Origin of the sequence: Hyalangium minutum, from assembly GCF_000737315.1 — a bacterium.
GTDB classification, from domain to species: domain Bacteria; phylum Myxococcota; class Myxococcia; order Myxococcales; family Myxococcaceae; genus Hyalangium; species Hyalangium minutum.
Genome location: NZ_JMCB01000022.1, coordinates 119,532 through 134,116, shown reverse-complemented (window position 1 = coordinate 134,116; position 14,585 = coordinate 119,532). Strand labels below are relative to the sequence as shown.

Sequence of the window (14,585 nt, the reverse complement as noted above, 5' to 3'; positions counted from 1 at the left end):
TCCTCACGTGCGCTGCGGAGCGGCCGGGGCGCGGCGCCGCATCAGCTCCAGCGCCGCGGGGGGCAAGCGCGGTAGGCGTACGGTGAAGGTGGTCCCCTCCTCGAGGTTGGAGAGCACCTCGATCGTCCCTCCGTGGGCGTGGACGATCTCCTGGACGATGTAGAGCCCCAGGCCGTAGCTGGTCTTCGCCGTGCGAAGCGAGGACTGAGGCCCGCGCCGGAACGGCTCGAAGATGTGGGGCATCAGCTCGGGAGGGATGGGCTTGCCCTGGTTGTGCACCGCGAGCAGCACCTGCTCCTTCTCCCCGCGCGCCAGCAGCCGCACCTGCGTGTCCGGTGGGCTGTACTTCAGCGCGTTCTCCAGCAGGTTGGAGAGCACCTGGGCCAGCCGGTCCGGATCCCAGTTGCCGTGGGTGTCCGTGCCCTCCACCTCGCACACCACGGCCCTGTCCGGATAGGCCACGCGGAACTCGTGCGTCACCTTCTGCAGCAGCTCGCGCATGTCACTGCGCCGCGGCTCCAGGGTAATGCCGCCGCCCAGCCGCGCCCGGGCGAAGTCCAGCAGCAGCCGGGTGAGCCGCTCGATGCGCAGCGCCGCCGAGGTGATGCGCTTGAACGTGCGCTGCTGCTCCTCGGGCGGAGGGCCACCCGCGGCCATGATGCGCGCCCAGGAGATGATGGCTCCCAGCGGGCTGCGGATGTCGTGGCTGACGATGCCCACGAGCTGCTCCTGGAAGTCCACCGCCCGGCGGGACTCCTCCTCCAGTTGCAAGTCCCGCGTCACATCCTTCAGCGTGCCAATCATCCGCGTGGCCCGGCCGCCCTGGGACAGCACCCGCACCTTCGAGCGCATCCACCGGGGCGCTCCCGTGGGCACGTACATCCGGAACTCCGCCTCGAAGTCCACGGGGGCCTTCAGCGCCGTGGCCACCTGCTCCGCGAACCGCGTCTGGTCCTCGGCCAGCACCCGCTGGAGGAAGGCCTCGTACGTGTCTCCCGGCCCGCCCGGCACCCCGCCCAGAAGCGAGGCGATGTTCTCCGACCAGCGGATGCGTCCAGCCTGGATGTCCCAGTCCCAGGTGCCCACCTGGGCCGCGTCCATGCACAGGCGCAGCCGCTCCACGTTGAGGGCCTGCTCCTCCTCCACGCGCTGGTAGCGGGTGATGTCGCGGGTGCTGCCGAACACACCGAACACCTGGCCTTCCGCGTCCTTCAGCGGGCCGGTGGTGGACAGCCACACGCGCACGCCCTCGGCGGTGTGCTCCACGTCCTCGAATGTCACCGCGTGGCCCGAGGCAAACACCTGCCGGTCCCGGGCAATCCGGGTCGCGGCCACCTCGGGGGGGAACAGGTCCATGTCCGTCCGGCCGATGATCTGCTCCACGGGGCGGCCGAGCAGGCGCGCAAAGGCCTCGTTGATGAGCAGGTAGCGGCCCTGAAGGTCCTTGGTGAAGACGGCGTCCGGGATGCTGGTGACGAACGCCTCCAGGGAGAGGCTGTGGGGCGCCGAAGCGGGCGTGGCCGGGGCCGGAGCAGGGGCCTGCTCGGTCTGGGGGGCCTTCTTGGGGTTGGAGGCGGGCGCGGCCCGCTTGCTGGCGGCGGGCTTGCCCGAGGCAGGGCCGGGATCCGGTTCGGTGCGCCGGGAGCGCTTTTTGGCGGGAGGCTCGGACATTCAGTGGGGTCTGCTCATCCTACGGGAAACCACCGGTGGTGGCTTCAGGAAGCTAGGGGCTGGGCGAGAGGCCGAGGTTCCGGGCTACGTCCTGGAAGGTGGCCACGGCGGGGGTCTCTGTCCGGGTCTTCTCCGGGCTGGCCAGGTCTACCGAGAAGAGGCCGAACTTCGGCTCATAGCCCTCGGCCCACTCGAAGTTGTCCAGCAGGCTCCAGTGGAAGTAGCCCATCACGTCCGCCCCCTGGGCGCGGGCCTGCTCCACCGCGTAGAGGTGGCTCTGGAGGTAGTAGGGGCGGCGCTCGCCCGTTTGGTCCGGCATGCCGTTCTCGGTGACGAGCAGCGGCAGGCCGAGGTGCGCGTAGCGCGTGAGGAAGAGGTAGAGCCCCTCCGGGTAGATGTCCCAGCCCAGGTCATTCCTCTCCCGGCCGCGCGGCACGTACTGGCGGGACAGGGCAGGCTCGCCCAGGTACTGACGGACGTAGTCGCGCGTGTAGTAGTTGATGCCGAGGTAGTCGAGCGAGCCCTTCAGGTCCGCCACCTCGCGGTCGATGCTCACCTGGCCCGGCACGGAGAGGCGGATGCGGCCGGTGCGCACGGCCTCCGTCACGCTCTCGTTGAAGAAGGCGTCCGTGAGGGCCGCCACCGCCGTATCCGCCGTGGTGCCGGAGGCCGGCTGGAAGACGCGCACGTGGTGGGCCAGGCCGATGCGCGTGGCATGGCCGTCTCCGTCCGCATCCACCGTGTCCTTCTGGCGCAGCTGCCGGGCGGCGCGCGCATGGGCCTCGAGGAGATGGGACAGCACCGTCGCCATGGCCTTCGTGTCCTTCTTGCCTGGGGGCCACTCCCCATCCAGGTAGCCCAGCACCGCCAACACGTTGGGCTCGTTCACCGTGCACCACCAGTCGACCTCGCCACCCAGGGCTTCGGCCACACGTCCCGCGTAGGCCTCGAAGGCTTCAAGGGTCGCGGGGTTCTCCCAGCCCCCCGCCTCGGAGACCCAGGTGGGCAGGGTGAAGTGGTACATCGTCACCAGCGGAGTGATACCCTTCTGACGCAGCGTGCGGGCCCAGCTCTGGTAACGCGCCATCGCCTCCGCGTTCCAGGCTCCGGGCGTGGGCTCCAGCCGGGCCCACTCCAAGCCGAAGCGGTAGGCGTTGGCCCCCAGCCGCTCCATCAGCCGGACGTCCTCGTCGAAGCGGTTCCACGAGTCCGCGGCCTCGCCGGACACCGTCCCATCCTTGATATGCGGGCGGCCATCCGGCCACTGGCCACGTTCCCACACGGCCCAGTCGTTCTCGTTGCCGCCCTCGATTTGGTGGGCGGAGGTGGAGGTGCCCAGCATGAAGTTCCGGGGCAGGGCCTCGCCGAGGCGCGTGGCCTTCACCACGTCCGGATCAAAGTTCGGCCGATCACTGCACGCGGCCAGAAGGAGCGGCAGGGCGATCAGGAGGCGGTGTGTCACGACCCACCTCCCGGGCGGGACGAGCGCGGGTTGCCCACCAGCCCCACGGTGAACATGGCGCTGCGGGCGCCAGCGAGGCGGAAGGCGAAGGCCTCTAACTGGATGCCCGCGTTGGCCGTCAGCGGGATGCGCCCATGGGCTCGCAGGCCCAGGGGCAGCACGTACGCCAGTCCTACCGGGCCGTAGGAGGCGCCCACGTGCGCGGGCACCAGGCCCACCAGGTCCACCAGCCCCGCGTTCAGTGTCACCTGGCCCACCTGATAGAGCGCGCGCACCGAGGGCAGCACCGTGAGGATCGGCGTTGACGGGTACGTGGCTTGGAGCACGGCGCCGGCCAGCACGCTCCAGCGTTCGCCGGTGTAGCCCAGGCGCAGACTGAGCGAAGTGCTCGGCTTGGGGCCTCCGCGCTCCAGCGGCGTGAGCGACAGCATCCCTGCCTCGGCGGTGAGGCCGTTGTACAGGTAGTGCCCCCGGGTGATGCTGGAGAGAAAGAGATCATCCCAGCTTCCGCCCGGAAACGAGTACCCGCCAGTGAGCAGCCCCAGCGAGGAGGACACCTCATTCGTGAGCGCCCGCGGGGGCACCAAGTACGGAGCGTGGACGGAAGGGTCCTCGGCCCACGCGGGCAGTCCCGCGCAGAGGGCGAGGAGGAGGGGCAGGGAGCGCATTCGAAGGGGCCCACCATACCCCGGCACCCCGGGGGCCTGCTGCCCGGTTCTCCAGGGAAGGTGAAACCGCTTTACAGCAAATGTGTAATGGGGACGGAGCAACCCACCGGGCTCAGCTCACGCCGTGCCCTATCTGCGGGCCGCGGGCGGTGGCTCCATCGCTAACGTGTTCTCCATCAAGGCCAAGGAACTGGGGCCCGACAACATCCGCGTCAACACCGTGCTCGTGGGCATGATCGAGAGCGCGCGGTGGGCGCGGCGCGCGGAGTCCTCCGGAAAGCCGCCGGGCGTGCCCTTGGGACGGATTGGCCGGGCGGAGGAGTTCGCCGATGTGGTGGCCTTTCTTGTCTCACCGCGTGCCACGTATGTTAGCGGCACCGCTATCAATGTGGATGGCAGGCTGAGCGACGCCGTGTGATGGCGAGAGCCCTTGGGGGGCAACGTGACGCAACCTTCGGAAGCCTTCGTCGAGCCGATCCCGGCCACCGAGCTTGCGCTTCGAGAGCAGCTCCCTTTCGCAGAGAAACCGCGCCCCGTGCCCCAGCTCACGCCGCGGGCCCTGGCCTGGGGAGCGGTGCTGGGCTGTCTGCTGGGCGTGTCCAATGTGTATCTGGGGCTGCTCATCGGTGTGGGCATCTCCGTAGGCCTGACGGCCGCGCTCATCGCCATTCCGATGCAGCGCGGGCTGGCGGGTGTGGCGCCTGGGTGGTTAGGCCGCGAGTTCTCGCTGCTGGAGAGCTGCGTGCTGCAGACCACGGCCTCGGGCGCGGGGTATGCCGTCATCAGCAGCCTGCCCTCGGTGGCCGTGGCGTGGGTGCTGACGCAGGGGGCGCCCGTCTCGCCAGCGAGGTTGGTGGCCTGGACGCTGTGCACTTCGCTGTTGGGGCTCTGCTTCGGGCTGCTGCTGCAGCGGCGGTTCCTGGCCCGCGAGGAGCTGGCGTTTCCCTTCAGCGTGGGCGCGGCCGCCACGCTGCGGGCCGCGCAGGACCGGCCTCGCTCTTCTCCGCAGGCGCGGGCGCTGCTCGCCTCGGTGTCAGGGGCTACGCTGGTGGGAGTCTCCCGCGACATCCTCAAGTGGGTGCCCGGGATGTGGGTGCCGCCCGGATCCTTGGTGATGGTGGGCGTCGGTGCGTTGATGGGGCCGCGGCTCGCGGTGTCCATGCTGCTCGGATGGGCGGCGTGCTTTGGATGGCTGGTGCCAGCCCTGATCGAGCGTGGTGTGGCGGAGTCCGCCGAGGCCGCCGCGCCGCTGCACACCGCCTGGGCCGGCAGTGTCCTGCTGGTCAGCGCTGTGCTGGTCCACACGCTGCGTGCCGGGGTGAGCATGCTGCGCTCGTTGCGTCTCCGCGCCGCCGCGCCGCCCGCGCCCCTGGAGGCACTGGACGCACTGGAGCCTCCGCCCGTGCCCCGAGCCGTGTTGTGGGCAGGCACGGGGTTGCTGGCCCTGGCCTCCGTGGCGATGGCCTCGCTGGGGTTGGGTGTCTCCTGGGCGCTGGGGTTGCTGGCCGTGGGCGTCTCGCTGGCGTTGACGGCCTTCACCTGCCGCGTCATGGCCGAGACAGGTTCGCCCCCGGATGTGGCGGTGAACCAGATGGCCAGCGGGCTGCTCCTGCGCGGAGGCCTCATGGCGAATCTGGTCCACTCCAGCCTGGTCTTCAACACCTCGGCAGTGGGCACGGATCTGCTCGCCAACTTGAAGACGGCGAAGCTGCTGGGCGCGGGCGCCCGTCAGCAGCTCGTGGCCCAGGGGGTGGGCTGTACGCTGGGCGTGCTGGTGCTGGTGCCCATTTTCTGTCTGTTGGTGCCGGACGCCTCGGCCGTGTCGGGGGAGGCCGCCCGCTTCCCGGGGGTGGCGGGGCAGCAGGTGCGCACGCTCGCGGTTTTGCTCGAGCAGGGGGTGGGCAGCCTGCCACCTCTCCAACTGTGGAGCGTGCTCCTGGCGGCCGTGGCGGGTGTGACGCTGGCGCTGGCCGAGACGCTGGTGCCCAGGCAGTGGCACCGCTTCATTCCCTCGGCCTTGGGCCTGGGGCTGGCCTTCTTGCTCCCGTTCGAGGTCTCCGTGGTCGCGTGCATATGTATAGGAGGGGTGTTGAGGTGGGCGGTGCCGCGCTGGCGCCCGGAGGCGGAAGAGCAGTGGGTGTTGCCAGCCGCCTGTGGGTTGATCTCCGCCGAGAGCCTCTTGCTGGTCTTCGGGACGATCCTCGCCGCAATGTGGGCTTCCTGAGCCCGACCCATCGCGTCCTGTCGTGTGTCTGCGAGGCAACGCAAGCGGCGGTGGTTGTAGATCCCTGAGCAACACTCCTCGCCGGACCTTGCGTGTCGCCGGGAACTGCTGCCCGAGCGTCAGCGCGCGCACCCTCTCCATGGCATGCCCGCTGCAATAGGGCGCGCCGCCGTAAGCACGCGTTGAATTGGCTTACGCGGAGGGAAAGACCCATGAATCTGGCAGGAGTTGTGTTGTGTGTGCTGGCAGTGTCGCCTGCGGCATCTCACAAAGAGGAGAAGAGCAAGCCGCCCGCGGAGAGCGCGAGTCCGTGGCCCGAGGGCCACCCGGCGCTGCAACTGTACCCACCGGGTGAGACCGTGCCGCTCGCGGCGGAGCGGAAGAACTCGCGTGGGTTCAGCCCCGCCTTTGTCCCGAGTAGCGTGGGCAATGGGCTGGCGTGGATCAAGCAGATGGGGGGCAGCTCGACGGAGGTGGCCCAAGCCGCGGCCGCGACGGTGCAGGGCGTCTACGTGGCGGGCTCCGCGGATGGCAGCTTCAATGGCAACACCCATGTCGGAAACAATGACTTCATCGTCGCCAAGGTGAATCCAAACAACGCAGTGCTCTGGACGCGGCAGTATGGTTCACCGGCTCAGGATTATGCGACGGGGGTGGCTACGTACTCCGTGACGAGCCCTCACTCCATCTATGTCGGGGGTTACTCCGCGGGCTCCATGGATGGCAACCCCAAGGTAGGCAGCGCGTTCGATGGCGTCCTGATGAAGCTGGACGAGTACGGCAACCAGCAATGGGTCCGGCAGTTGAACTCCACGAACAATGCCAGCGATCAGATCTTCGCAGTGGCCACGGACAAGCTCGGCAACGTCTATGCCGCTGGCAACACGATAGGCACGCTGAGCGGGCAGACCCCCCAGGGGCTCGCCGACATGTTCCTGGCGAAGTACAACCCCAGCGGGGTGCTGCAGTGGGTCCGGCAGGTGGGGACCGCGAAGAACGATTACGCGCGGGGCGTGGCGGCTGACTCGGAGGGCAACATCTACCTGGCGGGGCACTCGTTTGGTTCGCTGGGAGGCCCCAACCAGAATCCCTCGCTGCTCACCTCGGACATGGTGCTCATCAAGTATGACACCAACGGGAACTTGGTGTGGAAGCGGCAGATGGGGACCACCACCTCCGAGAGTGTCAGCGGCGTCGCCACCTCGCGGCAGCTCAACGGCGCGATTGCCATCTACGTGGTGGGGTACACGTCCGCCGCGTACGACGGGCAGTCGCACAGCGGCGGGACCGACATCTTCATGACGCAGTTCGACAAGTTGGGCAACAAGCTGTGGTCCCGTCAGAAGGGGACGGCGGGGAATGACTACCCGAACGGGCTGGCCTCCGACGGAGGCGCGAACCTCTACGTCGCGGGCCGCACGGACTACGACATGGACACCAACACCCCAGAGACCAGCCGGAACGTCTTCCTGATGAAGTACAGCGCGGGCGGAGTGTGGCTGTTCCACAAGCAGCTGGGGTCCATCAACCTGCTGAACCCGATGATGATGGATGATGAGGGGTTCGGCGTCGCGGCGGATATCAATGACAACGTCTACGTCGCGGGCGGGACGTTTGGCGAGTTCACCAACCCGGTGACTGTCAACGGAGGGAACGACAAGTCGGATCTGCTGGTGGTCAAGTACACGGTGGGCTGCCAGGACACCTTCACCGCGAACCAATGCTCGATTGGGTATGGGTGGGGAGATCCGCACATGGTGACGTTCGATCGCCTGAGCTATGACTTCCAGGGCGCCGGAGAGTTCATCCTGACGAAGAGCGCCACGGGCGGCTCGTTCGAGGTCCAGGCCCGGATGGAGCCCTGGTACAACGGGGCCTCTGTCACGGTGATGAGGGCGGTGGCGACCCGGGTGGGCGCGGATCGCGTGGGCTTCTATCAGAACAGCACTCCGTTCGTGAAGGTCAACGGGGCGGGCGTGACACTCGGGAATGGCGAGCTGGTGCCGCTGCCCGGAGGAGGGCGCCTCTACCGCAAGGACGCCTGGACCTACGTCGTCTACTACCCGGGAGAGGACCGGATGATCGTCACGGACGTCTCGGGCTCCTACATGAACGTCGACTTCAGCCTCTCCCTGGCGCGCATGGGGACGCTGCAAGGATTGCTGGGCAACTTCAACGGGAACGCGTCGGATGACTTCCGGTTGAGGAATGGCACGTCTCTGGGCTCCTTCCTGACGTTCGCCCAGCTCTACACGGGCACCAACAGCCTTGCGTCCAGCTGGCGCGTCACCACGGCGGAGTCCTTGTTTGACTATGCGCTGAACATGACCACGAGCTCGTTCACCTTGGAGGACTTCCCGTTGATGCCCGTCACGACGGCGAGCCTGTCGCCCGAGGAGCGGGAGGCGGCTGAGGCCGTCTGCAGGGAGGCGGGCGTCGAGAGCTTCTTCCTGCTCGACAGCTGCATCCTGGATGTGGCGGTCACGGGGGATCATGCGTTCGCGCAAGGCGCGGTGCTGGCGCAGAACCGGGAGTCCCAGTCCGGCGGTGGCCACCTGCCTCCTCCCGTGGTGGGGCCCCAGACGATCTACTTCGCTCACTTCAACGAGACGGTGGGGGAGGAGTGGTCCCCCGGCAGCCTGAGCATGACCCCCAAGGGAGAGAAGATCTTCCTGGGCGAGTACGGAGAGCAGGAGGCCGCTCTCCACCTGAGCAGGCTGCCCGAGCACACCCAGATCACCGTGAGCTTTGATCTGCTCATTCTCCAGGGGTGGGACGGCGATGGCCCCTACGGCCCCAACCTCTGGGGGTTCACGGTGGATGGCAAGGAGGTGTTCGAGTCCACGTTCTCCAACACCAACAGCACCCAGTCCTACCCCAAGCCCGGGAGCAGGCACGGCAGCGGGGCGGAGTCCGTCAACGCGCTGGGGTACCCCAGCGGAGACTCGCTCTACAAGATGAAGTTCACCTTCGAGCACACAGCGCGTGACCTGTCCCTGAACTTCTACGCGAAGGGGCTCTCCGGGCTCACGGGCGAGTCCTGGGGCCTGGATGGTGTCGAGGTGCAGGTGCGGTAACGGCCGCCTTGGGCCCGCGGAATGGCCGGGGGGAAGCTGTTCCGCGGGCTCGGGGCGTTGCTTGAGTGACAACATCTCTACCCCCCGAGTGTTGCCAACCAAGCAACACCCGAGGTGTAGAGTCGTCATTTACCCATGCGTTGTCTGTCTTGCCATCGCCGCCTGCCTCCAGGTCTGCCCTGCCCCGCTCATGGCACACCGCCAGTCATCGAGGAGGCCCCAGAGGCGCTCCTGCCGCTGCCCCCCGGCTACGAGAGGCGGGAGCTGGTGGGCCGCGGAGGCTTCTCCCAGGTGGTTGCGGCCCTGGATCGGGAAGGCAGGGAGGTGGCCCTCAAGCTGGCCCGCGCTCGTGGAGATCGGCGCTTCGCCCGGGAGGCTCAGGCCCTGCGCCGGCTCGGCGCCCCCACGGTGCCTCTGCTGCTGGGAGAGGGGGTGCATGAGGGCCGGCCGTTCCTGGTGCTCGAGCTGCTCCGGGGCCAAACGCTCGCGGAGCTGCTGGCCACGCACCCCGAGCCGGCCGCGCTGCCCCCCGAGGAGGCTGTGCGGTGGATGCTCCTCATTCTCGAGGCCGTGGCGCGCCTTCATGAGGCCGGGCTCGTGCACCGGGATCTCAAGCCCGAGAACCTCTTTCTCCGCGAGCAGGGGTCTGTCGCGCTGGTGGATCTCGGGCTGACCCGGGAGGTTGGCACTGCCGCGGAGCCGTCCTCGTCCGAGCCGGAGACGCTCCCGGAGGAGCGGCCTGGGACGCTGCTGTACATGGCCCCGGAGCTGTCCGCCGGCCCTGTCCCCGCCGAGCCCTCCGCGGATGTGTATGCCCTGGGGGTGGTCTTCTTCGAGCTGCTCACGGGGAGACCGCCCTTCATCGGCGACGTGGCGGAGGTGCTGCGCGGCCACGCCTCCCTGCGTGCGCCTCGGCTGGGCTCGCTCCGTCCCGAGGCCGCGGCGTGGGAGCCGTTCGTGGCCCGGTGTCTGGCCAAGGAGCCCGCTCACCGCTACCTCCACGCTGCCGAGGCGCTGGAGGCGCTGCGCCGCCTTGCCGTACCGGGGCTGAGCGCCGTTCCGGAGCCAGCCCCCGGGAGCAGCGCTCCGGTGTCGAGGCCGCGCGAGCGCCTTGTGGCGCTGCTCGCCGTGCAGGCCGGGGCCCCTTTGCCCGAGGTGAGCGCCGCGCTGGCCGCCGAGGGAGGTGTGCTGGCGCGGGTCCATCGCGAGCTGTATGTGGCGGCCTTCCCCGAGGCGCTCTCTCCCGCCGCTGGGCTCAAGGCTGCGGCCCACGCCGCGCTGCGTTGGGGGCGTGGGCCCAGGCTCATTCATCTTGCCGAGCTGCAGGTTCACATGGGCCGCGCGGGCACCCGCTTGTCCGGCGCCGCCTTGGAGCAGGCCCCTCTCTGGTGGGCGCGGCTTCCTCCTGGAGAGCACCCCTGGATCTCGGCCGAGGCTGCCCCCTGGATGGAGCCGGGCGAGTGGCTGGACGGAGAGGCGGGCTTCCACAGGTTGCGAGAGGTGGACGGGGCTCGCGGAGGGGCGGGCGAAGCTCCCCCGGCCCCACTCGTGGGCCGGGAGCCCCTGCTCGCCGCGCTGGAGGCTCGGGCCCAGGCGTCGCTCGGGCGCCGCCAGCCTGCACTGGTGGTGCTCGAGAGTGGCCCTGGGCTGGGGCGCTCGCGCTTGCTGGAGGCGCTCGCGCAGCGGTTGGTCTCTCGTCCCCCGGTGCAGGTGGTGCGGCTGGGAGCCCGGCCCGCGGACTCGGAGACGCTGGAGACCTTGCCCCGCGCCCTGCTGGCTCTGGCTCCCGAGCCTGTTGCCGAGGAGGAGCTGTCGCGCGCGCTCTCTCTCCCGCCGGATGCGCGGCGCCAGACGCTGGCCCGGCTCGCGGCGAGGGCCCTCCGCCAGCGCGCGGCTCAGGGGCCTGTGGCCCTGCTGCTGGATGATGCGGGGCACATGGACACCGCCACGCTGGACGCGGTGGTGCAGGCCACGAGCGCCGAGGAGGTCGTGCCCCTGTGGATCTGTCTGGCATCCGCTCCCGGGTTGCTGGCCCTGCGGCCCGCCTTGGCCGAGCGCGCGGGCCCTGAGGGAGTCTGGGAGCTGCCGCCGTTGACGGCCGAGGACTCTCAGCAACTGCTGCGGGCCCTGCTGTGGCCCGTGGAGTACGTGCCTCAGGCCCTGCTGGAGCAGCTCGCGGCCCTCGCCGGAGATGTGCCGCGCCACCTGGAGGAGCTGGTGCGGGCGCTTCAGGCCACGGGGGCCGTGCGCCGCACTCCTGGCGGGGCGTGGGAGCTGGCCCTGGAGGCCGTGCCGCTGGGCTCGGCGGGGAGGGTGCTGGCTCCGCTGGCAGCCCAGGCGCTGGCCGCGTTGCCCTCGCCGCTCCAAACCCTGGCACGCCTGGGGGCGGTGCTGGGCGAGGCGCTCTCCGTGGAGCGGCTGGCCCTGGCGCTCGCCGCGCTGGAGCAGGAGCCGGAGCTGGAGGCGCTGGCCGCGCTGGATGCGGGCGCGGGGCTGCGGCGGCTGGAGCGCGCGGGGTTGCTACACGTGGAGGCCTCGGGCCGTGCGGCCTTCCTCCAGCCGCTGCTGCGTGAGGCGCTGGAGGCGGCCACTCCACCCCAGCTGCGGGAGCGGCTCCACCGCGCCGCGCTGGCCACCACGAGGGAAGGGGAGACGGCGAATGCGCTCTTGCGCCAGCGGGCCCGCCATGCGGCCGCCGTGGGAGAGGGGGCGCTGGCGTGCGAGTGCTGGGTGCTGCTCGCCGAGAAGGCCTGGCGCGCCTTCCGGGACGTGGAGGCGGAGCTGGCCTGCACCGCAGCCCTGGAGTGGGTGGCTTCGGGAGACGGGCCGCTGCGCCTGCGCGCCCTGGCCACCCGGGGCCGGGTGCGTCTGCGCTCTCACCGCTACCGCGAGGCTTGCCAGGACGTCGCCCGCGCTGCCGCCCTGGCCCTGGAGCTGGGCGCCCACGCCGAGGCGGCCCTGCTGCTGCTGGAGCAGGCCACCGCGCTGGACTGGCTGGAGGACTGGGAGGGGGCACAGGCGCTGGTGGAGCGCGCCGCCGAGGCGGGGCGGGGATGGGAAGAGCGGCCGCCGCTGGCGCCGAGGCTCGCTCTGGCACGAGGCCGCACCGAGGCGCGTCGTGGGAGCTGGGAGCCCGCGCTGCTCCTGCTCGAGCAGGCCGCGCGCGAAGCCGAGCGCTCGGGGGACACCGAGGTCCTCACCGTGGCGCTCACCATGTGGCCCGTGGGGCTGGCCTACCTGGGGCGCTTGGAGGAGGCAGAGGCCCTCTTTCTCCGGGCGCTGGAGCACTGCCAGGCCCGTGGAGACATGCTGCACCTGGCCGTCGTCCACATGAACCGCTTCGCGCTCTGGCTCTCCCGGTTGGATCTCTCCCGGGCCGTGGAGGATCTCCAGCAGGCCCAGGCGCTGGCCCACCGGTTGGCGCATGCACAGGTGGAGCGCTTCAGCGGCTTCAACCTCGCCGTGCTCCTGCTCATGGTGGGGCGCGTCCAGGAGGCCGAGGCCGCGGCCCAGCGAGCCCTGGAGCTCGGGCAACGCTACTTCCCCGAGTCCTCGCTGGGGCCAGACCGGCTGTTGCTGGCGAGGCTGTGCCTGGAGCGCGCGGAGACACAGGAGGCGCTGCGGCACGTTCGCTGGGTGGAGACTCACGCCGCGCCCCCTGCGGAGTCCACCCCCGCCCTGCTGCTGGCGCTGGTGCGGCAGGTGCTCGCGCAGGGCGAGGGCGCTGCATATGCCCACGGGGAGTGGGAGGCGCTGCTGGCCCAGGCTCGCCAGCGGTGTGCCCCCTTCGAGCTGGTGGATGTGTTGCTGGAGGCCTGTGGCTGTGCGCTCCGCGCGGGTGCCCGGGAAGCGCTCCAGCGGTTGCTGGCCGAGGCCAGTGAGCTTGTCACCGCAACACCCGCACTCCAGGTAAGGCTGGAGGCGATGAAGGCCCGCGCCCTGCGCACGTGAGCCCGTGTATCGGTTGTCTGGCATTGCTCTTGCTGAGGGTCCCGCCGGACTCTCAACGAGGAGCTGCCGTATGGAATGGAAGCAATGGGTTCAAGCAGTCAAGCGGGCGGGTGCCGTGGGGTTGCTGATGGCTTCGCTGGGCAGCGCCCAGGCGCAGGAAAGCAAGCCTGTCTATCCCATGGAGCCGCTGTGGATCCGCTGGGGCAATGGGCTGAGGACAGAGTACTTGGTCTTCAACGCAATGCTGACGAACAAGGACGCCGTCTCACAGTTGATCAACAACCCGCTGAACGATGACACCTTCCAGAATGTCCCCGAGCTCAACGAGGCCCTGCATGATCCGGCCGCGCGGCAGTTCATGAAGTACCTGGTCAGCTGCGCGCTCGAAAACGGGGAGGAGGTGTCCTGGAGCCCCGTCTACACGCCGGGGACGCAGCAGACCTGGAAGGGCGGCGGGGGGATCTGCAACGACTGGGGCAAGGAGGCTCCGACGCAGGAGTGTCTCGAGCAGGTGTCGGCCTGCATCCTCGCGCGCAATAACCCGATGGCCCTCCGGGTGCGCGTGGCCCTGCGCTGCACGGTGGAGGGGTGCGCCGACTCGCTAAGGCCCATGGAGACCGTGGTGCCGGACAACTCCATTCCCTCGCAGGTGATCAACGCCGTGCCCCTGCCCGCGCAGCTGATTCCCAGCTTCCTGCCATGCCCTGAGAACTCCAGTGGGGAGTGTGGTTGGTCTCCTTTGGTGGTTGGCACTTGCGAGCCGCAGCAGGAGGTGGATTTCTTCGCCATGACCAGCCAAGAGCTCAAGGGTTCGCTTCGGGTATGCGAGGGGCTCCATGGGTGCGCCAAAGGAGACAAGGCGCTGATCGTCGAGAGCCCCGTTGACACCAGCGACAAGGCGGAGGTGGCTTTCGACTGTCCCGACGGGGGCAGCTTCAGCGTGATGAGCAGACTGCCGCCGGAGGAGCAACCGAAGCAGGTCACAGGGACCTGGGAGTCGGTGCATACCGAGGGGGCGAGCAGCGCGCTCCCAGGCGAAGCAGAGACCTTCCCTGCGCGCGAAGGTGCTTTCTACGGGAACCTGTTTGATCCGGAGGCCATCCGGCCTGGGGTCAGCGTGTGGTTTGACACTGGCTCCCTGGAGACACGGCTGCGCTTGAGCAGGGAAGGGCCGGTGTATGTCCGGCAAGATGAGGGGTGGTGCCAAAAAGCCGGTGCCACCTGTCTCCCAGCCATGCCGGTGGTGGGAGGCGGGCAACCCATCTACCTTCGCGCCTATGTCTGCGCTGCTCCGGGTTGGAGCGGAGATGGAGAGAACCTGCCGGGCCGGGTTTGTGCGCTGCCCCAGGGAAAGGGCAACTGTGCTGCTCACCTCGAGGGTTCGTGTAGGAAGGTTTGCAAAGAGAATGATGATGGGAGCTATGCCCCGTGTGAGAGCGGCAACCCGTCGAAGACATGGGATTACCCCATCACCACCTTCATGCCCTCTCCTCCCTGAGAGTGCGCGGCGCGGCTTGAGCGAGGGGCTTCGC

At 69.3% G+C, this 14,585-nt stretch carries 8 protein-coding genes; 5 read left to right on the top strand and 3 right to left on the bottom strand.

Going from position 1 to position 14,585, the window contains the following annotated elements:
* Positions 1 to 3: 3 nt before the first annotated feature.
* The 3 genes from DB31_RS38220 to DB31_RS38210 are packed head-to-tail and all read right to left on the bottom strand — an operon-like array spanning position 4 to position 3,801.
* Positions 4 to 1,671, bottom strand: coding sequence for a sensor histidine kinase (locus DB31_RS38220; RefSeq protein ID WP_083969148.1), 1,668 nt, complete (start codon positions 1,669 to 1,671; stop codon positions 4 to 6).
* A 52-nt stretch (positions 1,672 to 1,723) separates the two neighbouring features.
* Positions 1,724 to 3,133: a glycoside hydrolase family 1 protein gene (locus tag DB31_RS38215; protein ID WP_044197524.1), complete on the bottom strand. Its 1,410-nt coding sequence runs from the start codon at positions 3,131 to 3,133 to the stop codon at positions 1,724 to 1,726.
* Positions 3,130 to 3,801: a hypothetical protein gene (locus DB31_RS38210; protein ID WP_044197522.1), complete on the bottom strand. Its 672-nt coding sequence runs from the start codon at positions 3,799 to 3,801 to the stop codon at positions 3,130 to 3,132. The genes DB31_RS38215 and DB31_RS38210 overlap by 4 nt, the downstream gene beginning before the upstream one ends.
* A 124-nt stretch (positions 3,802 to 3,925) precedes the next feature.
* Between DB31_RS38210 and DB31_RS38205 the strand changes: the two genes are divergently transcribed.
* The 5 genes from DB31_RS38205 to DB31_RS38185 all read left to right on the top strand — a co-directional run bounded on the left by DB31_RS38205 (position 3,926) and on the right by DB31_RS38185 (position 14,551).
* Positions 3,926 to 4,219 (top strand): SDR family oxidoreductase, encoded by a 294-nt coding sequence (locus tag DB31_RS38205; protein ID WP_052420577.1) that lies wholly within the window; start codon positions 3,926 to 3,928, stop codon positions 4,217 to 4,219.
* Positions 4,220 to 4,243: 24 nt separating this feature from the next.
* On the top strand, positions 4,244 to 6,025 hold the full coding sequence (locus DB31_RS38200; protein ID WP_169787151.1) for an OPT/YSL family transporter: 1,782 nt from the start codon (positions 4,244 to 4,246) through the stop codon (positions 6,023 to 6,025).
* Positions 6,026 to 6,237: 212 nt separating this feature from the next.
* Positions 6,238 to 9,102: an SBBP repeat-containing protein gene (locus DB31_RS38195; RefSeq protein WP_052420576.1), complete on the top strand. Its 2,865-nt coding sequence runs from the start codon at positions 6,238 to 6,240 to the stop codon at positions 9,100 to 9,102.
* Between the two features lie 135 nt (positions 9,103 to 9,237).
* A complete protein-coding gene (locus DB31_RS38190; protein ID WP_044197518.1) occupies positions 9,238 to 13,053 on the top strand; it encodes a serine/threonine-protein kinase in 3,816 nt (1,271 codons plus the stop codon).
* Between the two features lie 70 nt (positions 13,054 to 13,123).
* Complete coding sequence (locus DB31_RS38185; RefSeq protein ID WP_044197516.1) at positions 13,124 to 14,551, top strand: hypothetical protein; 1,428 nt, start codon at positions 13,124 to 13,126, stop codon at positions 14,549 to 14,551.
* The last annotated feature ends 34 nt before the right edge of the window (positions 14,552 to 14,585 follow it).

Excerpts from the sequence above, each read along its gene's own strand:
- DB31_RS38220 (WP_083969148.1), bottom strand. The coding sequence starts at position 1,671 with ATGTCCGAGCCTCCCGCCAAAAAGCGCTCCCGGCGCACCGAACCGGAT.
- DB31_RS38210 (WP_044197522.1), bottom strand. The coding sequence starts at position 3,801 with ATGCGCTCCCTGCCCCTCCTCCTCGCCCTCTGCGCGGGACTGCCCGCG.
- DB31_RS38195 (WP_052420576.1), top strand. The coding sequence starts at position 6,238 with ATGAATCTGGCAGGAGTTGTGTTGTGTGTGCTGGCAGTGTCGCCTGCG.
- DB31_RS38190 (WP_044197518.1), top strand. The coding sequence starts at position 9,238 with ATGCGTTGTCTGTCTTGCCATCGCCGCCTGCCTCCAGGTCTGCCCTGC.
- DB31_RS38185 (WP_044197516.1), top strand. The coding sequence starts at position 13,124 with ATGGAATGGAAGCAATGGGTTCAAGCAGTCAAGCGGGCGGGTGCCGTG.